This window comes from Pradoshia sp. Z5_111 (assembly GCF_058267535.1).
Window position 1 is genome coordinate 341,918 of record NZ_JBZCPQ010000002.1, and the last position, 19,060, is coordinate 360,977.

Here is a 19,060-nt window from a genome sequence, read left to right on the forward strand (position 1 = left end):
CTCTATATTAGTATTCAAATGCTATTATCGGTGTGCCAATGGTAAACTGTGTCCCACTGTTCTTTTGATCCTCTCTCATATCTCGAAAGGCCAGTTGGAGGTTCATTCCATTGGTCATCATATTCTTAAATTGATTGCTTTTTGCAGCAACAGAAATAAAATTGCTCTCTATTGCACTTTCCATTGACTTAGCTTCATATTCATTCATCCAGTTTTTTAGTAGAACCTTATCCATATTAGCACCGGTTATCCCTTTGATACAAGAGAAATAGTGAGGGGGGTCCTTAAACATGACCTTTGTCCCATTTTTTAGCCAGTTTTGGATAAAATCAACTTGTCCACGTGTCCACTCAGTCCCTTCTATACTGGTAATTAGGACTGTTTTTTGTGAATCACTGGACATGATTTTAATCTTTGAGGTAATATTCAACTTTTCATTCAGATATGTACCAACCAATGTTTTTCCGTTGCTGCTGGAATCTTCGCTCCAAACATAATTGGTATATTCAGTCTGTATGTCAGCCGCCACTTCAGAAAATTGATTATCAACACTTACTCGGGCCAAAACAATCCAATCCGTTATTTCTGCTGCTGGATCGACACGCTTTATTCCCTCTGCAATCATTAGCAAGTCGTTTTTAGCCAATGCTTCTGTCGTTTTATTCCCCACATATAAAATCATCAAACCAACAATTATTGAAAGAATCACTTTTTTCATGTACGCCACTCTCCCCTATTGCTTTAGTTTTACCTTAGGGAATCATATGCATACTGAAATCCGTTCGTCACTTTCTGACAGCCTCGGTTAATTAAAGAGATTCGTTAATTGCTGAGCATAACTCCAGTAATCAAGAAAAAAACCGCTGACTGCTGAACCGATAGTGATGGTCAACAATATATACAGCACTCTCGCCTGAAAAACTCTTCCTGCTCTCAGCAGCTTATCAAAGTGCAGCGCTTGTAATGCCCACCATGTAACAGCTATAAAAAATAAATGACTTACAATACTGAGTAAAGCTTGCATTCCGAATGAATTCATGGTCTTTTTTCCTTTCAAAACTAAAGATATACGAATTCAGTGTACCATATTTAGAAGGGCCGTTCCTCTTTTTCTATAAATTATCGACATTTTCTAACAAAAATACTCTAAATCATATGAAAATAGACGGATTCTATCAAATAATGTAATAAACAGACATAATTAGGCACGCATATTATTATTTTACAACATAACACCTGTTAATAGCTATATTCACTTCTTCACAATTTAATGGTAATTATTAAGTTTTCTTTACAAAGAAAACAAATAAAGAGCCAGGAGGTATCTTGCCTCCTGGCTCTGTAAATCTATTTTAACATTTGATATATATCCGTGAAATTCTGATGGAAGAAATCGAGCAGATAATGAGGGAATAATCCGAACAGGATCGACCCCCCTGCACAAATTCCGATTACATAATGGATAACTGATATTTTCAGCTTCCCCTTTGTTTCTTCCTTCGGTCTCATAAATAGATGGACGATGATGTTGAAGTAATAGATATAGGAAATTACGGTAGTTACCAGCATGATTGCCGCCAGTATATAATGGCCTTGTTCCTTTGCAAAAAGGTTCATGAAAATATTCAGCTTTGCGATGAATCCTGCCGTACCGGGAATTCCTGCCATGGAGAGAATGAAAATACACATGGAGACCGCCAAAAATGGTGATCTTTTATATAGGCCGGCCATCATATATTGATCCTCGTCCCCAATCTTCCTATCTTCCGCCAAGTATTGGATGATGGCAAAGGCTCCGGTCATCATTAGGGTATACGCAGCAAAATAGTACCAGACCGATTCAATCGTATATTCTCCAAAGGCCGTAACCGCAGCAAGCAAATATCCTGCATGGGCAATGCTTGAATAAGCAAGCATCCGTTTCAGATTCTTTTGCTTTAATGCAATCAGATTTCCGGCAATCATCGTTATACTAGCCAGGACAGCCAGATAGTTTTGATTGGCCGTAAAAATCGATAGAAATCCGATATCATCCATTGTCGCTGTTAAAAACACGGTAACGACGATACGAAGTAAAAGCGCAAAGCCTGCTGCTTTTGAAACGATACTCAAGAAGGCAGTTACCGGCGTCGGCGCTCCTTCATATACATCAGGTGCCCACATATGGAAAGGCACGGTTGCCAGCTTGAAGGATATCCCGATTACGAAAATAAAGAAGGATAGTCCAGCAATATATTGAAGCTGCGAGTTTTCTTGAGTCGCAAATATAGTTCCAATTTCAAATATATTTGTCGTTCCGCTCACACCATACATATAACTCAGTGCAAACAGGATGATGGCTGTCGAGATTCCCCCATTGACCACATACTTCATTGAAGCCTCAGCTGATTTTTGATTATTTTTCTGCATTCCAGCCAGAATATAGGATGAAATGGACAAAAGCTCAAGCCCCACAAACAATGTAATTAAATCCCCGCTTGATGTCATGATCATGGCACCTAATAAAGCGGTTAAAAGTAAATAATAAAATTCTGCCTGATATGGTTGCATCCCAGCTCTCGGTTTATGTACCACAGCCAGTATCATGACAAAGGCTGACCCAATCAAAAGAATTAGCTTAAACGCTTTAGCAAAGGCGTCCAATCGGAACGTATCATACAAAATCGATCCGGCCTCCAATGGAATTAAGCCAAGTAAAGAAATGATGGCTAGCGCGATACTACCAAAAGCAAACCAGCCAAGTACCTTTCTTCCAAATTGTTTAGGCATGCATAAATCCAATACAGAGAGGATAATCGCAGCACCAAGGATTATAAATTCAGGTATCATTAAATTCCAGTTCATCGACAGTAATGTTTCCATATCCATAACTCAGTCACCCCCTATCCCTGTCATCATGTCAGCAATTTCAGCCTGAAGCGGTCCTTCCAGGATGACAGGGCAGACGCCGATCAAAATAATAAAACCGAGTAATACAGATGCAAGTACCGCTTCGTTCGGTCTTAAATCGGCTATGGATAACTCGTTCTTTGGCGCTCCAAATGTCATATTCAGAACGGCACGCAGCACGTAAACAGCCGTCAATACAATTCCTAAAGTGCCAACGGCAGCCAGGATGGGTTCGGTTTTAAACAATCCCAGGAACGCCATGAATTCACTGATAAAACCGGACATCCCCGGCAATCCGAGTGAAGCCATCCCTCCTGCCAGTAAAATTCCGGAGAAAATCGGAATAGATTTAGCCAATCCACCCAGCTCTTTTATATTTGTAGTGCCGACTCTTTCATAAAGAAAGCCAACCAGTAGAAAAAGCAAGGCGGCGATCAAGCCATGAGATACAACCTGAAATAAAGCTCCCTGAACCCCTGCTGTATTTAATGCCCCCAGTCCCATAAGGACAATTCCCATATGAGAGATTGAGGAATAGGCCATCACAAGCTTGAAATCCGTTTGTTGCAAAGCAAGCCAAGCACCATATAAGAAATTAATGACGCCAAGCAAAGCAATCCAAAATGCCATCTCTTTAAACTCACCTGGAAACAACCCTATTCCAAATCTGATCAACCCATACGCACCAATCTTCAGTAATACTCCGGCATGCAGGATAACAATTGCTGGAGGCGCCTGTACATGGACTTTCAGCATCCAGGAATGGAACGGAAAAATCGGCAGCTTGATTCCAAATGCAATGACAATCCCTGCAAAGAGGACATATTTCAATTCTGTACTGATTGGGGCAAGCAGCGTCTGCCCGCCAACTGATAAGATTTGCCCCAATATCTCAATATTAGCTGTGCCGGTTCTCGCAAAAAGCACCATGATGACAAACAGGAGGATGGCAGATCCCAAGCCGTTATAAATCAAGAAGCTAAATGCAGCTTTTTCTTTGTCAAAGTAACCCCATTTCCCAATCAAGAAGAACATGGCCACCAAGGTAACCTCAAAGAAGAGGAAGAATAAAATCAGGTTCTGAGATAGGAAGACACCCAGCATACCAACCTCTAATAAGAGAAGGAGAATAAAATAACCCTTCCACTCTTTTTTTATTTGAAGAGCAGAGGCTAATGCTGCCAATGTTGTTAAAATCGCTGTGAGAATGACCATCACTAGGGAAATTCCATTCAGGCTCAGTTCAAAGGGTACGGCATATAATTGGCTTTGCCTAACTCCCCCGCCTCCTAATTGAAACCACTTATGAAAAACCGAAAACACCGTAAATTTCGTGCCAGACAGATATTCACTATATAGGTAGATTGTAAGAATCACAGGCGGAATGGTCCCCAGAATACCTAATCGTTTCAGTGCTTTTTCATTACTTTTTGAAACAAACAGCAATCCGGCTATCCCTAACAAAGGGGAGAAAACCAGCAAACTAAGAATATATGGATTCATCTGACGTACCCTCCTGTCCATACAAAGATCACAAGTACGGCAGCCAGGCCAATCAGAGCAATTGTCCCGTATATCTGCATTTGACCATTATGAGCATCAGCACCTTTAGTTGCGCCTAAATTGATCACGTAAGAAACTGATGACACAAACCCCTGCAGGATATATTTTTCAACCCAGGAGATCATCATTCCGATACCCTTCACCATTCGCACAATCGTATACTCATAAATTTCATCGATATAAAATTTGTTTGCAAGTATTTGATAAAGTGGCCCCGGAATATCCTCCTCCACACTGACACGGTTTCTTTTCCCATAGATCAGCCAGGCGGTTCCGCTTCCAACTAAAAAGGCAAGTGTTGCCGCAATAGGTATCCAAACTGGCCCCTCTATATGTGCATGGTCCAGATATCGGTTCCCATCAGCCAGCCAATCTCCAAGAAACGTTCCAAACCAAGGGGTGTTTACATAGCCTGCAAAGATGGAAAGTACTGCAAGTATCATCATCGGAGCTGTCATGGAACCAGGTGATTCCTGCACACCCTTTGTTTCATTCCGTGATGGTCCCCAGAATACGATAAAGAACAGGCGGAACATATAAAAAGCCGTTAATATGGATGTTAGTAAGGCAACCATAAATAGGACGATATGGCCGCTCTCCCAAACAGATACAAGAATCTCATCCTTACTAAAGAATCCTGATAGAAGTGGAAGTCCGGTTAAGGCCAATGTCCCGATTAAAAACAGTGGACCAGTTCGCCGTAATTTTTTCCACAAACCACCCATCTCGTCAATATTTTGAGTGTGAACAGCATGAATCACACTGCCGGCTGCCAGGAACAATAGTGCCTTAAAAAATGCATGTGTCGTTAAATGGAAGACACCGGCCACATAGCCTGCTGTCCCAAGCGCCAGCATCATATAGCCAAGCTGGCTGACCGTCGAGTAAGCCAAGATTCGTTTAATATCCTTTTGGACTGTGGCAATTGCAGCAGCAAAGATGGCTGTAAATGCGCCAACAATCGCTACAGTCAGCATGGCTGTTTCACTCGCTGCAAACAGTGGAAACATCGTTGCAACTAAATAGACGCCGGCCGCCACCATGGTAGCGGCATGGATTAATGCCGATACGGGAGTCGGACCTTCCATCGCGTCAGGAAGCCATGTATGTAATGGAAACTGGCCAGATTTCCCGATAGCGCCAATAAAAATCAACAGCGCTGTGGCCGTGACCCAGCCTGAAGTCAGGACTCCATTTTCTACAGCTGAGAAAATTGCCTCATACTCAAAGCTGCCTGTTTTCCAGAATAAGAGGATAATGCCGATTAAAAGTCCGATATCTCCAATTCTGGTCATAATAAATGCTTTTTTCGCTGCGCGTTTGGCAGCATCCTTATAAAAGTAAAATCCAATCAACAGGAATGATCCTAACCCGACTAATTCCCAAAAGATATAGAGCTGCAGGAGATTCGGTGAAACCACCAAACCGAGCATGGCAAATGTAAACAGCCCCAGGTAAGCAAAGAAAACGGGCACTCTTCCATCGCCATGCATATACCCAATTGAATAAATATGTACAAGCAAGCTAACAAGTGAAACCATCACCAGCATCAACGCATTTAATTGGTTTACCTCTACTCCCATTGTCACTCTTGTCTCACCAATTCTTAGCCAATCCACTACAGCATGATAGTCAGGTGATTGAAGGCGGCCAATGAGAACCAGCAGGGAGAAAAGGAAGGTAAGTAACGTGAAGCCAATCCCTACGTATGCACTCGAAGCCTTCAGCCTCTTTCCAGCCACAAGCAGAAGAACAAATGACAGGAGCGGGAAAAGAGGAATGACCCATACAAGCTTCATCATATAAACATTTCCCCTTATGATTGAAGAGCAGCAGTTCCCTCTTCAATTCGTGTTATCCATTGACGTTAATTTTTCAATGTATCCATTTCATCTATATTGACAGTCTTGCGATTCCGATAAAGTGAAAATAAAATCGCCAGTCCTACTGCAGCCTCGGCAGCTGCCACTGCAATCGCAAACAAAGCAAATACCTGACCGGTTATGGCAGGGGCCGGTCCAAGCTTACTGAAAGCAACTAGATTGATATTCACCGCATTAAGCATTAATTCAATCGATACGAGGACAATAATGATATTTCGCTTTGTCAGAGCACCATAAAGCCCAATACAAAATAACGTCAACGCCAGTGTTAAATAAGCAGGAAGCGGAACTGAAGTCATTTCTCCTCCCCCTCCCTCTGATCATCTTTTTTCGCCAATACTACGGCACCTACCAAGGCAACCAGCAGCAATACGGATACAAGCTCAAATGGAATTACAAATTTCGTATAAATAGCAATCCCGATTTTCTCTGTATTATTTAAATGTAAGGTGCTCGATTGACTGACCAGATCGGTCTCGCCGCCTGCTGTATTGACAGTTTCTGCAAAGTTTAAATTGTAGATGCCTGCATAGACTGCACCTGCAAAGCCCAGAATTCCTATTAGGACAAAGGCTTTCCTCCAAATGCCTGCCTTCGTTACACTTGGGTCGCGGTGATTGGTCAGCATAATTCCAAAAAGCATAATGATTGTGATTGCTCCAGAATAAATCATGATTTGGACTACCGCCACAAACTCTGCTGACAGTAACACATAGATTCCGGCAATGCTGATAAAGGTAAACACAAGTGAAACCATCATATGCATGACCTTGGTTAGATGGATCATCAGCACAGCGCCGCAGATTGCTATTAATCCCAGAACAATGAATGCTGCCATTTCTCCACTCATTATTGATTTTCCTTTCGAATGTTTTCGTCATTTTCATCAAGCCACTCTAAATTCTTAAATAATTCATCCCGGCTATACTCCGCCAGTTCAAAATTATTCGTCATCACAATGGCCTCTGTCGGACAAACCTCTGTGCATAAATCACATAATATACAAATCTCAAAATTAATATCATAGGTATCGATAATTTTTCCTTTTTTAGTAGAGTCAGGGTGTTTTTTACCTGTCAGATGAATACAATCTGTTGGACAAATATTCATGCATTGATTACATACAATGCATTTTTCGGGATAAAATTTTTGAATGCCGCGGAAACGATCTGGTACCATAATCGACTCATTTGGATAATCGTAGGTCACTTTTTCACGAGATAAATTCTTCAGCGTGTACTTCAGTCCCTTAGCTAAACCGAACATTTTTCTCCCTCCCTCTATTACTCTCTCTATCTTAGGCTATTATTTTTATGAGTAATGCTGTTACAAAGATATTTAGTAAGGCAACCGGCAATAATACCTTCCAGCCAAACTCCATTAAATGATCTGCTCGTAACCGTGGAAACGTCACACGAATCCAAACAAGGAAAAACGTGACTGCAAACCATTTCAAGCTGAACCAAACAGCACCTGGAATCCAATCAAGGAACGGGAGAGGCTGCCACCCTCCAAAAAAGAGGATTACCGTCAGTGTCGCCATCGCAAACATGTACACATATTCTGATAGCATAAAGAATGCCCATCTAAACCCCGAATATTCAACATGAAATCCTGCTACCAGCTCCGATTCAGCCTCGGATAAATCAAAAGGAACGCGATTTAATTCCGCTACTGCCGCTATCAGAAAGACTACAAACGCAATGGGCTGGCGGATAATATTCCAAACACTTGCCTGAGATTCTACGATATCATTTAAATTTAAGCTGCCTGTTAAGAGAACAATCCCTATCACAGACATGACGAGGGGAACCTCATAGGAGATCATTTGCGCACCCGCACGCATCCCACCCATTAAGGAATATTTATTATTGGAAGCCCATCCGGCTGCCAATATCCCAACTGTACTAACCCCGGATACTGCAATATAATAGAGCAACCCTACACCCAAATCCGCAAATTGCAGAGCTTCTGTAAATGGCAATGTTGCTATCACAACCATTGCGGGTGCAAACGCAATAAAGGGGGCCAATTTAAACAACGGTTTATCGGCCTGATCCGGAATCGTATCTTCCTTAAGCAGCAATTTGAGGACATCTGCTACTGTCTGGAGTAAGCCCCATTTCCCCCCAAGCTGATTGGGCCCATGGCGCAGCTGCATATACCCCATAACCTTTCGCTCTGCCAAAATAGCAAATGTCACAAATCCCAGTATGACGAACATGAGTACAATTGCCGAACCAGCAAAAATTGCAAATGAACTCCAGCTCGGAGTTGACGTAAGTAAATTTTGTATCATTACCCATCAACCTCCCCAAGGACAATATCAATTGCACCCAATATTGCAACCAGATTGGAGATATTTTCTCCCTTTAATAGCTTCGGCAAAATTTGCAGATTGTAAAAAGACGGACGTCTGAATTTAAGACGATACGGTTCTTTTTTTCCCTCGCTCGCTATGTAACAACCGATTTCCCCTCTTGGTGATTCAATTCGGATGTACGCATCCCCTTTTGGCGGCTTTATGATTTTTGGAACCTTAGCCATAACAGGCCCATCAGACGGAAATTGTTCGATACATTGCTCAAGAATTTTTAAGGATTCTTCAATTTCATCCAGACGAATTTCATATCTGGATAACACATCCCCTGTTTCACGTGTAACTATTTTAAAATCAAAACGGTCATAAATCGAATAAGGGGCCGTTTTTCGTAAATCCTGTTTCACACCTGTACACCTTAAGTTTGGACCGCTCAATGAATAAGCAATCGCATCTTCCGCCGAGTAAATTCCTATGCCCTTTACCCTTGTCAAAAAGATCTCATTTCCGCTTACCAGTTGTCGGTAGCCCTGAAGCTGTTCGCGCATATATGGAATAAATTCAGCAACCTTTTGAATCCATCCATCCGGTGCATCCCACTTCACACCACCAACACGCATATAATTAAATGTCAGCCGGGCACCAGATAGCTCATTTAGGAAATTAAGAATCATTTCCCTTTCCCTGAATGCGTAGATAAACGGACTGGTCGCTCCCAAATCCAGCACGAATGTCCCCCATGCCACAAGATGGCTCGATATCCGCCCCAGTTCCATGGCCATGACCCTTAAATACTCAGCCCTATCCGGCACTTCAATCTTCATCATTGTTTCGACTGCATGGCAGAGCACGTAGTTATTGGTCATGGCAGATAAATAATCAAGCCGGTCGGTGTAGGGGATAATTTGAGTGTATTGCAGGTTCTCCGCCAGCTTTTCCGTTCCTCTATGTAAATAGCCAATAACCGGTTTCGCTTCAGTAATGATTTCTCCATCAATTTTGACGACAATCCGCAAAACTCCATGTGTACTTGGATGCTGCGGCCCTACATTCAAAAGCATTTCTTCCGTTCGAATCATGCCCTCCTACACCTCCACATCATCATACTGCTCATAATCCTTACGCAGTGGATGACCAACCCAGTCTTCCCCGAGTAGTATTCGCTCTAAGCTCGGATGGCCTGTAAACGTTATGCCCAGCAAATCATATATTTCCGACTCTGCCCAATTTGCACCTATCCATAACGGCACGACAGATTCCAGCTCTGGCTGCTCTCGATCGACCTTAACCTTTATGACAATTTCACGCTGATATGGAAATGAATACAAATATAAATATACCTCGAAATGGGTGACAAAGTCTGTTCCGTGAATCTCAGATAAGTAGTTAAACTTCAATTGCTCATTTTTCCGTAAAAATTCGAGAGTTCGATAGTATGCTTCCCTTTTCAAAACAATTGTTGGTACATCCTTAGAAAGCCTATTAATATAGGCATCTTCCAAAATATCAGGACCAATATTGGTTTCTAGTATCGTTCGATAGGTATCAAGCAGGGATTGATTTGGAGATGGAGCTTCTTCTGATGCAGGTGCGGGTGTTTTTTCGGCAAGCTTTGCTTTCGCCTTGGCTGCTGCCGCAGCTTTGGCCTTTGCTACTGCAATTGCTTTGGCCTTTGCTTTTTCTTTTTCTGTTTCCTCTGGTGGAGTGGTAGATTCAGAGGTTGCTTCTCCCTCTGTTCGTTTTTGCTTCGCTAATGCGGCCGCCTTTGCCTTGGCTGTAGCGGCTGCGTTTGCTTTCGCAAGGGCGATCGCTTTTTCTTTTTCTGTTTCCTCTGGCGATGTGGTGGATTCAGAGTTTGCTTCTCCCTCTGTTCGTTTTTGCTTCGCTATTGCAGCTGCCTTTGCCTTGGCTGCGGCTGCCGCTTTTGCTTTCGTGAGGGCGATTGCTTTTGCTTTTTCTGTTTCCTCTGGCGATGTGGTTGATTCGGAGTTTGCTTCTCCCTCTGTCCGTTTTTTCTTCGCTATTGCGGCCGCCTTTGCCTTGGCCGCTGCTGCTGCTTTTGCTTTCGCGAGGGCGATCGCTTTTTCCTTTTCTGTTTCCTCTGGTGGTTTGGTAGATTCAGAGTTTGCTTCTCCCTCTGTTCGTTTTTTCTTCGCTATTGCAGCTGCCTTTGCTTTGGCGAGAGCGATCGCTTTTTCTTTTTCTGTTTCCTCTGGCGATGTGGTTGATTCGGAGTTTGCTTCTCCATCTGTTCGTTTTTGCTTCGCTAATGCAGCCGCCTTTGCCTTGGCTGCCGCTGCTGCTTTTGCTTTGGCGAGAGCGATATCATCTTTATCTTGATGGGGATCTGCTTTAGGTGATTGCTCGGAGGATTGCTTTTCAGCAAGCTTTTGTTTGGCTGCTTCCTTCGCCTTGGCTGCTGCCTCTTTCTTTTGCTGGGATAAGTCTTTTTCGCTCAACTACAACACCTTCTTCCCAGTTTTCGCCTCATATTTAATCTTTTCCTTCAATTTATTGATTCCATATATGAGGGCTGCAGGGTTGGGAGGACATCCTGGTATATAGACATCAACCGGCACTATTTGGTCGACTCCCTTCACTACACTGTAGGAGCGTACATATGGACCTCCTGCGGTAGCACAGGAACCCATCGCGATGACCCATTTCGGTTCAGGCATTTGATCATACAGCCTTCTTAAAATAGGAGCCATTTTCTTTGTAACAGTCCCTGAAACAATCATGACGTCTGATTGACGTGGAGATGTACGAAAAAAGGAACCAAATCGATCCACATCATAATGTGAGGAACCAACAGCCATCATTTCAATGGCACAGCATGCCAGTCCAAATGTAAGTGGCCATAAGGAGTTTCCTCTCGCCCATCCTTTTACCTGTTCCAAAGTGGCCAAAAATATCGTACGTTGCAGTTCATCCTTCTCCCTTGGAGAGAGCTCTTCTAATTTTAATTCCATTTCAGCACCTTCTTTTTCCAGGCATAGAGTAATCCAAGTACAAGCATCAACACAAAAATCAGCATTTCTATTAATGCAAATACGCCTAATTTTTCATAGGCTACCGCCCATGGATAAAGAAATACGGTCTCTACATCAAATAAAACAAACAGCAAGGCAAAGATATAATAACGTACATTAAATTGAACCCTTGAATCATGAAAGGGCTCCAAGCCACTTTCGTAAGTTGTACCTTTTGCATCGGTAGGTTTGTGAGGTCTTAATAACTTCCCCAAAGACAATGCTACAATTGGAAGCAATATTCCAAGGCATAAAAAAACCAGAACGATTATATAATTGTTCTGATACCAATGTAGTGATGCCAATCTCATCCCCCCATTTTCCCCACTAAAATTTTCTAAATATTCAATATGTAACCGTATACATTATAACACTCTGATATATACGTGTCGATATGATATGGAGATTTTGGTCATACCACTTTTATCTTAATTTTTATTCGATAGTTGGGGGATAGGAGTCGCATAGGTAGTTGATAGCAGAGCTTTCTACGACCTTTCACACACCTATGACCGACCTTTACCCCGGTATAGGTGGGGCATAGGTGCCTGATAGCTGCCTCATAGCTCCTTTCCTCCACCTTTCACCTACCTTTGACCGGCCTTTACCCCGGTATAGGCGGGGCATAGGTGCCTGATAGCTGCCTCATAGCTTCTTTCCCCCACCTTTCGCCTACCTATTACCCATCTTTCACCGACCTATGACCGACCTCCCACCAGCCAAGAAAAAAGCCACCCTCATACCTCTAGTCCCATTCCTTCATCCTCATACCCTATATATATTTCCCATTTGCCAAGTTATGTACAAAAAAACTCCAGGGGCCCCTCTCCCCTGGAGTTTATTCAACAGTTTAACGTTGTCTTTGTTCAGCAATATCTAGACGGTTTAAAGCACGCTTAAGTGCCAATTCGGCACGATGTGCATCAATTTCAACTTGTCTGTCTTGAAGTCGTCTTTCAGCACGTGCTTTAGCCTGTTTGGCGCGAGCAGTATCAATATCTTCAGCACGTTCAGCTGACTGTGCGAGTATGGTTACTTCTTCACCGTTGACTTCCATGAATCCACCGGATACAGCAACCCATTCTGTATTGTTACCCGTTTTTAAACGAACGGAACCGATATCAAGTGGAGCTACCATTGGAATATGTCCGGCAAGAATACCAAGTTCCCCCGTTTTTGCTTTCGTACTGACCATTTCTACTTCTTCATCCAACACAGGACCGCCAGGAGTAACTACAGAAACTTTAATCGTTCTCATATATGTGCCCTCCTATAAGATCCTTCGGTTAAGCCTCAACGCCCATTTGCTTAGCTTTTTCTACAACATCTTCAATGCGTCCAACTAGGCGGAATGCATCTTCAGGAAGGTTGTCGTATTTACCATCAAGGATTTCTTTGAAGCCTCTAACAGTTTCTTTAACTGGTACATAAGAACCTTTTTGACCAGTAAACTGTTCAGCTACGTGGAAGTTTTGAGATAAGAAGTTTTGAATACGTCGTGCACGGGCAACAACTAATTTATCTTCTTCTCCCAATTCATCCATACCTAGAATGGCGATAATATCTTGCAACTCTCTGTAACGTTGTAATGTAGATTGAACGCTACGGGCAACTTCATAGTGTTCTTCTCCTACGATTTCAGGAGATAGCGCACGGGAAGTAGATGCCAACGGATCCACCGCTGGGTAAATACCCATTTCAGAAAGTTTACGCTCAAGGTTTGTTGTTGCATCTAAGTGGGCAAATGTTGTAGCCGGAGCCGGATCCGTGTAGTCATCGGCTGGTACGTAAATTGCTTGAATAGATGTAACAGATCCCACGTTAGTGGATGTAATACGTTCTTGTAATTGACCCATTTCTGTAGCCAATGTTGGTTGGTAACCAACGGCAGATGGCATACGTCCAAGCAGGGCAGAAACCTCTGAACCGGCTTGTGTGAAACGGAAGATGTTATCGATGAAGAAAAGTACGTCCTGACCTTGTGCATCACGGAAATACTCAGCCATTGTCAAACCTGTCAAGGCAACACGCATACGTGCACCAGGCGGTTCATTCATTTGTCCGAAGACCATGGCTGTTTTCTTGATAACACCGGAGTCAGTCATTTCGTGGTAAAGGTCATTTCCTTCACGAGTACGTTCTCCAACACCTGCGAATACGGAGATACCACCGTGTTCTTGGGCGATATTGTTGATTAATTCTTGGATTAATACAGTTTTACCTACACCGGCACCACCGAACAATCCGATTTTTCCACCTTTGATGTAAGGTGCAAGTAAGTCTACTACTTTGATACCTGTTTCAAGGATCTCAACTTCAGTAGATAACTCTTCAAATTTTGGAGCTTCTCTGTGGATTGGATCTTTTTGATAGTTGCCTTCTAAAGGAGCATCTAAATCAATTTTTTCACCTAACACGTTGAATACACGACCAAGTGTTATGTCTCCAACCGGTACAGAAATTGGTGCTCCTGTATCGATTACTTCTGCATTACGGACTAATCCGTCTGTAGAAGCCATTGCAATCGTACGAACCGTATCATCGCCTAAGTGAAGAGCAACTTCCAAAGTAAGGTATTCTGCCTCATCAGCAGGCGCTCCTTTGGAAATGTTGATCTTCAGAGCGTTATAGATCTCAGGTAGTTTGCCGTTTTCAAATCTAACGTCGACAACCGGACCCATGACTTGAGTAACGCGTCCTATGTTCATTCCATTCCCTCCTATTTACTCTATGCCGTGTGAATGTTCGAATCTATATTTCCATTTTATCTATTCGAGTGCAGCGGCTCCGCCGACAATCTCGGTAATTTCTTGTGTAATTGCAGCCTGGCGTGCACGGTTGTAAGTCAATGTTAGAGAGCCGATAAGCTCAGAAGCATTATCTGTTGCACTCTTCATCGCTGTCATCCGTGATGCGTGTTCGCTTGCCTTACCATCCAACAATGCGCCATATATTAAACTCTCAGCGTATTGTGGAAGTAACACTTCAAGAATCTCTTCCTGGTTTGGTTCGAATTCGTAAAGTGTAGCTACTGCATCGCTTTCTACACTTCCAAGAGGTAAAAGTTTAGTTTCCGTTACTTCTTGGGAAATAGCACTAATAAAGTGGTTGTAGTACATATAGATTTCGTCAACAGTTTCGTCTGCGAATAACTTTACCGTACTGGCGGTTATTTCTTTAATGTCATCGAAGCTTGGCTGATCAGACAATCCGACCATTTCCTGGATAACGTTCATTCCACGGATACGGAAGAATTCACTTCCCACGCGCCCAAGAACGATAATACCGTATTCATCCGGGGATTTATGGCGTTCATTGATTGTCTGATAAACTTTTCTTAAGACACTACTATTATATGGTCCAGCTAATCCGCGATCGGAAGTGATAACCAGATATCCGGTTCTTTTCACAGGACGAGTGACCAGCATCGGATGAGATGCATCCGTGCTTCCATTCGCAATGCTCGCTACGACCTCTTGGATTTTCTCCATGTACGGTACAAAAGCTTTCGCGTTTGCTTCGGCACGATTCAATTTGGAGGCGGAAACCATTTGCATGGCTTTTGTGATTTGGCTCGTCTTTTTCGTTGATTTTATACGCGCATCTATATCACGTAATGATGCCATTTCTTCTCACCATCCTTTATTAAATGCCTATCCTGTTATTCCGATACAACAAATTGTTTTTTAAATTCAGCGATTGCTGCTTTCAAATCATCTTCTTTTGGCAGATCGCCAGTTGTGCGGATATGTTCAAATAATTCATTGTGGTTACGTGCAGTCCATTCAATGATTTCAGCTTCAAAACGTCTGATATCAGCCAATGGAATATCATCTAAGAATCCACGAGTCAAGCAGTATAGAATTAATACTTGTTGTTCTACACGCAATGGCTTGTGAAGATCTTGTTTTAATACTTCAACTGTACGTTGACCACGATTCAATTTCGCTTGAGTTGCTTTATCCAAGTCAGATCCGAATTGGGAGAATGCTTCAAGCTCACGGAATGATGCCAAGTCCAAACGTAGAGTACCGGCAACTTTTTTCATTGCTTTGATTTGCGCTGATCCACCTACACGGGATACGGATAGACCCGCATTAATCGCAGGACGTACGCCGGAGAAGAATAAATCAGATTGCAAGAAGATTTGTCCATCAGTGATGGAAATTACGTTTGTTGGGATATAAGCGGAGATATCTCCAGCTTGTGTTTCAACGAACGGTAATGCTGTGATTGAACCGGCACCAAGTGTGTCGTTCAATTTAGCAGCACGCTCCAATAGACGGGAGTGCAAGTAGAATACATCCCCTGGGAATGCTTCACGGCCTGGAGGACGACGAAGCAACAAGGAAAGCTCACGATATGCTGCTGCTTGCTTAGATAAATCATCATATACAACAAGGACATGCTTGCCTTGGCGCATGAAATATTCACCCATTGTTACCCCACTGTATGGAGCCAAGTATAGCAATGGAGCTGGTTGAGATGCAGATGCTGAAACAACGATTGTGTAATCCAATGCACCATGCTTACGGAAAGTTTCAACTGTTCCACGAACTGTTGATTCTTTTTGTCCAATTGCCACATAGATACAAATCATGTTTTCATCTTTTTGGTTCAAAATGGTGTCAATCGCAACAGATGTTTTACCTGTTTGACGGTCACCGATGATTAATTCACGTTGTCCGCGTCCGATAGGAACAAGGGCATCGATCGCTTTAAGACCAGTTTGTAAAGGCTCGTGTACAGACTTACGATCCATTACACCCGGTGCATTGTTTTCGATTGGTAATGTTCCAGTTGTAGCGATTGGACCCATACCATCAAGTGGTTGTCCAAGAGGGTTAACGACACGTCCGATAATAGCCTCACCTACTGGTACTTCCATGATGCGGCCTGTACGGCGTACTTCGTCTCCTTCTTTAATGTCGCGGAAAGGACCGAGGATAATAACACCAACGTTATTTTCTTCCAAGTTTTGCGCCATACCAACTACACCGTTTGAGAACTCAAGCAGCTCTCCGGACATGACGTTGTCCAATCCATGAACACGCGCGATACCGTCACCAACAACGATTACGGTGCCGACTTCACTCATTTCTATATCAGATTGATAGCCTTCAATTTGTTTCTTAATCAGCGCGCTGATTTCTTCAGCTCTGATGCTCATGAATTTCACCCCTAACTTCTAATATTAACCCAGCAAACGACGTTCCAAGCGTTCGAGCTTACCAGAGACCGTACCATCAAAAATACGGTTACCGATTCGCAGCTTGATTCCACCCAGAAGACTGCTGTCTACGATATTTTCAATGCGCAGTGCCTGTTTTCCAATTTTTTGGGCAAAAACCTTTGAAATGCCTTCTTGTTCCTGCTTCGTTAAAGGACGGACAGAGTAAACTTTAGCATCGACTACACCTGTGTATTCGTTTACTAATAGGATAAACTCATCTGCCAAAGTCGCCACAATATCTTCGCGATGACGGTCTACAAGAATCATTAACAGGTTTTGAATAGATGGAGACATAGTAGCAAAAGCCGTTCTTATGGCGTCTTTTTTGCTCTCCATAGATACCTTTGGATGCTCAAGGAATAAAGTAAGCTCCTTGTTTGATAGAAATACTTCCTTCAAAGTCCGCATTTCGCCTTCCAAACGGTCTATTTGATTATCTTCCTTGGCAATTTGGAAAAGAGCATCTGCATAGCGTTTTGCTACAACTGTATTACTCATCGCTCTTCTCCTGCCTCTTGAATGTAATCGTTAATCAATTTTTGTTGATCAGCTTCACTAAGTTCTTTTTCAATCACTTTAGACGCAATTAGAACAGACAAGGATGCAACTTGCTCACGAAGTTGAACCATAGCTTGTTCTTTTTGCTGTTCAATTTCACGTTTCGCTGATTCTTTCACACGTTCAGCTTCTTGACGGGCAACAACGATGATTTCTTCACGTTGTTTTTCACCATGTTTCTTAGCCTCTTCAATAAGAGATAAAGATTCCTGGCGCGCTTCTTTCAGCATAGTACGTTGTTCTTCTAACAAAGCGGCTGCTTCTGCACGATTCTTTTCTGCTACTTCAATTTCACTCGCAACGTGTTGTTCACGTTCTTTCATAATGCCCATAAGAGGACCGAATGCGAATTTTTTCAGTAAAAGCATCAAGATGATGAAAGCGACTAATTGGAAGATGATATCTCCTGTATTAAGTCCGCTATGTGCTGCAGCTCCAAGTACCAAATTATTAAATAACACCCCTATTTCACTCCCTTCAGAAGTCTTTACGGCTTACCTTTTTAGTGCATATACGTTTAAACCGTGAACTCACGGTCAGATTTTAGTAAACATAAAGGAATGGCGAAGATAATCACTCGATTCTCCGCCATCAGTATTGTCAATTACATTACCATGAACGCGATAACAACCGCGATGATAGGAATCGCCTCAACTAAAGCTACCCCGATGAACATTGTAGTTTGAAGCATACCACGTGCTTCTGGTTGACGTGCAATTCCCTCTACTGTACGAGATACGATCAAACCATTACCAATACCTGCTCCAAGAGCTGCTAAACCGATTGCGATTGCTGCTGCTATAACTCCCAAATCCATTATGAAGTTCCTCCTTTAATTTGTATAACTATTGTTAAATTTTTTATATTATTAATGGTCTTCGCTGACTTTATGGGCCATGTAAACCATTGTTAACATCGTAAAGATAAATGCCTGGATTGCTCCGATAAATATACTGAAACCTTGCCATACAATGGTTGGACCAATAGCAAGGGCACTGCTCCAGAAATCTGTTGCAAGAGATCCCGCCAGTAGGCTGAGTAAGATTTCACCCGCATAAATATTACCGAATAGACGCAAGCCCAGTGTGAGGGTATTTGCGAACTCCTCAATAATCTTAAGCGGAAATAAGAACGGCATCGGTGATACAAAGTTTTTGCTGTACCCTTTAAAACCTCGCATTTTGATACCATAGAAGTTTGTAAGAACTACGATCATTACTGCAAGGGTTAAAGCGACTACTGGATCGGCTGTTGGCGACTTCCACCATAGATCTCCATTATATGTAACTGAGAATGGAAGACCAAGCATATTTGAGACAAATATGTACATGATAAGCGTCGTTCCAAGAACTAAAAAGCGCCCGCCAGTGTTCCAGTCCATATTGCTGTTAATTATGTTTCTGACGAAGTCAATGACCCACTCCATAAAGTTCTGCATACCAGTTGGCTTAACTGCCAATTTTCTTGTCGACAGTACGGCGATTAAAAATACAATCACACTTGCGACCGTAATCATCAGAACGTTACCAAGATTAAAAGTAAGGCCCATTAATTCGACTGTAGGTGCTCCATGATTCAATCT

At 42.6% G+C, this 19,060-nt stretch carries 21 protein-coding genes; all 21 read right to left on the reverse strand.

Annotation, left to right across the window (positions count from 1 at the left end):
• Positions 1-7 precede the first annotated feature (7 nt).
• The 21 genes from AC4D4A_RS05910 to atpB all read right to left on the reverse strand — a co-directional run bounded on the left by AC4D4A_RS05910 (position 8) and on the right by atpB (position 19,057).
• Entirely contained in the window at positions 8-718 is a 711-nt protein-coding gene (locus AC4D4A_RS05910) for a YwmB family TATA-box binding protein (protein WP_490995031.1), read from the reverse strand.
• Between the two features lie 87 nt (positions 719-805).
• On the reverse strand, positions 806-1,039 hold the full coding sequence (locus AC4D4A_RS05915; protein ID WP_066103265.1) for a DUF1146 family protein: 234 nt from the start codon (positions 1,037-1,039) through the stop codon (positions 806-808).
• 308 nt (positions 1,040-1,347) lie between these two features.
• Positions 1,348-2,868 (reverse strand): NADH-quinone oxidoreductase subunit NuoN, encoded by a 1,521-nt coding sequence (nuoN, locus tag AC4D4A_RS05920; protein WP_490995032.1) that lies wholly within the window; start codon positions 2,866-2,868, stop codon positions 1,348-1,350.
• Positions 2,869-2,871: 3 nt separating this feature from the next.
• Entirely contained in the window at positions 2,872-4,392 is a 1,521-nt protein-coding gene (locus AC4D4A_RS05925; protein WP_490995033.1) for an NADH-quinone oxidoreductase subunit M, read from the reverse strand.
• The gene (gene nuoL / locus AC4D4A_RS05930) at positions 4,389-6,254 is read right to left on the reverse strand and encodes an NADH-quinone oxidoreductase subunit L (protein WP_490995034.1); all 1,866 of its coding nucleotides are present in this window, start codon (positions 6,252-6,254) and stop codon (positions 4,389-4,391) included. Before nuoL ends, AC4D4A_RS05925 begins: the two co-directional genes overlap by 4 nt.
• A gap of 65 nt (positions 6,255-6,319) precedes the next feature.
• Positions 6,320-6,634 (reverse strand): NADH-quinone oxidoreductase subunit NuoK, encoded by a 315-nt coding sequence (gene nuoK, locus AC4D4A_RS05935; protein ID WP_066103278.1) that lies wholly within the window; start codon positions 6,632-6,634, stop codon positions 6,320-6,322.
• Positions 6,631-7,185, reverse strand: a complete 555-nt coding sequence (locus AC4D4A_RS05940; RefSeq protein ID WP_490995035.1) for an NADH-quinone oxidoreductase subunit J — start codon at positions 7,183-7,185, stop codon at positions 6,631-6,633. Before AC4D4A_RS05940 ends, nuoK begins: the two co-directional genes overlap by 4 nt.
• Positions 7,185-7,601, reverse strand: a complete 417-nt coding sequence (gene nuoI, locus AC4D4A_RS05945; protein WP_490995036.1) for an NADH-quinone oxidoreductase subunit NuoI — start codon at positions 7,599-7,601, stop codon at positions 7,185-7,187. The genes AC4D4A_RS05940 and nuoI overlap by 1 nt, the downstream gene beginning before the upstream one ends.
• A 31-nt stretch (positions 7,602-7,632) precedes the next feature.
• Positions 7,633-8,634: an NADH-quinone oxidoreductase subunit NuoH gene (gene nuoH, locus AC4D4A_RS05950; RefSeq protein WP_490995037.1), complete on the reverse strand. Its 1,002-nt coding sequence runs from the start codon at positions 8,632-8,634 to the stop codon at positions 7,633-7,635.
• Complete coding sequence (locus AC4D4A_RS05955) at positions 8,634-9,734, reverse strand: NADH-quinone oxidoreductase subunit D (protein ID WP_490995038.1); 1,101 nt, start codon at positions 9,732-9,734, stop codon at positions 8,634-8,636. Before AC4D4A_RS05955 ends, nuoH begins: the two co-directional genes overlap by 1 nt.
• Positions 9,735-9,740: 6 nt before the next feature.
• A complete protein-coding gene (locus tag AC4D4A_RS05960) occupies positions 9,741-11,114 on the reverse strand; it encodes an NADH-quinone oxidoreductase subunit C (RefSeq protein WP_490995039.1) in 1,374 nt (457 codons plus the stop codon).
• Positions 11,115-11,627, reverse strand: a complete 513-nt coding sequence (locus AC4D4A_RS05965) for a NuoB/complex I 20 kDa subunit family protein (RefSeq protein ID WP_066109280.1) — start codon at positions 11,625-11,627, stop codon at positions 11,115-11,117.
• Positions 11,618-11,992: an NADH-quinone oxidoreductase subunit A gene (locus AC4D4A_RS05970; protein ID WP_175354321.1), complete on the reverse strand. Its 375-nt coding sequence runs from the start codon at positions 11,990-11,992 to the stop codon at positions 11,618-11,620. Before AC4D4A_RS05970 ends, AC4D4A_RS05965 begins: the two co-directional genes overlap by 10 nt.
• Before the next feature lie 545 nt (positions 11,993-12,537).
• Positions 12,538-12,945, reverse strand: a complete 408-nt coding sequence (locus AC4D4A_RS05975; RefSeq protein WP_066109289.1) for a F0F1 ATP synthase subunit epsilon — start codon at positions 12,943-12,945, stop codon at positions 12,538-12,540.
• A 28-nt stretch (positions 12,946-12,973) separates the two neighbouring features.
• Positions 12,974-14,395: a F0F1 ATP synthase subunit beta gene (gene atpD, locus AC4D4A_RS05980; protein ID WP_066109291.1), complete on the reverse strand. Its 1,422-nt coding sequence runs from the start codon at positions 14,393-14,395 to the stop codon at positions 12,974-12,976.
• Between the two features lie 60 nt (positions 14,396-14,455).
• Positions 14,456-15,313 (reverse strand): ATP synthase F1 subunit gamma, encoded by an 858-nt coding sequence (gene atpG, locus AC4D4A_RS05985; RefSeq protein WP_490995040.1) that lies wholly within the window; start codon positions 15,311-15,313, stop codon positions 14,456-14,458.
• A gap of 35 nt (positions 15,314-15,348) precedes the next feature.
• Positions 15,349-16,857: a F0F1 ATP synthase subunit alpha gene (gene atpA, locus AC4D4A_RS05990; protein WP_490995041.1), complete on the reverse strand. Its 1,509-nt coding sequence runs from the start codon at positions 16,855-16,857 to the stop codon at positions 15,349-15,351.
• A gap of 24 nt (positions 16,858-16,881) precedes the next feature.
• Positions 16,882-17,418, reverse strand: coding sequence for a F0F1 ATP synthase subunit delta (locus AC4D4A_RS05995; RefSeq protein ID WP_066109301.1), 537 nt, complete (start codon positions 17,416-17,418; stop codon positions 16,882-16,884).
• Positions 17,415-17,939 (reverse strand): F0F1 ATP synthase subunit B, encoded by a 525-nt coding sequence (atpF, locus tag AC4D4A_RS06000; RefSeq protein WP_490995042.1) that lies wholly within the window; start codon positions 17,937-17,939, stop codon positions 17,415-17,417. Before atpF ends, AC4D4A_RS05995 begins: the two co-directional genes overlap by 4 nt.
• 143 nt (positions 17,940-18,082) lie before the next feature.
• Positions 18,083-18,289: a F0F1 ATP synthase subunit C gene (atpE, locus tag AC4D4A_RS06005; RefSeq protein WP_066109752.1), complete on the reverse strand. Its 207-nt coding sequence runs from the start codon at positions 18,287-18,289 to the stop codon at positions 18,083-18,085.
• 57 nt (positions 18,290-18,346) lie between these two features.
• Positions 18,347-19,057, reverse strand: a complete 711-nt coding sequence (gene atpB / locus AC4D4A_RS06010) for a F0F1 ATP synthase subunit A (protein WP_490995043.1) — start codon at positions 19,055-19,057, stop codon at positions 18,347-18,349.
• Between the last annotated feature and the right edge of the window lie 3 nt (positions 19,058-19,060).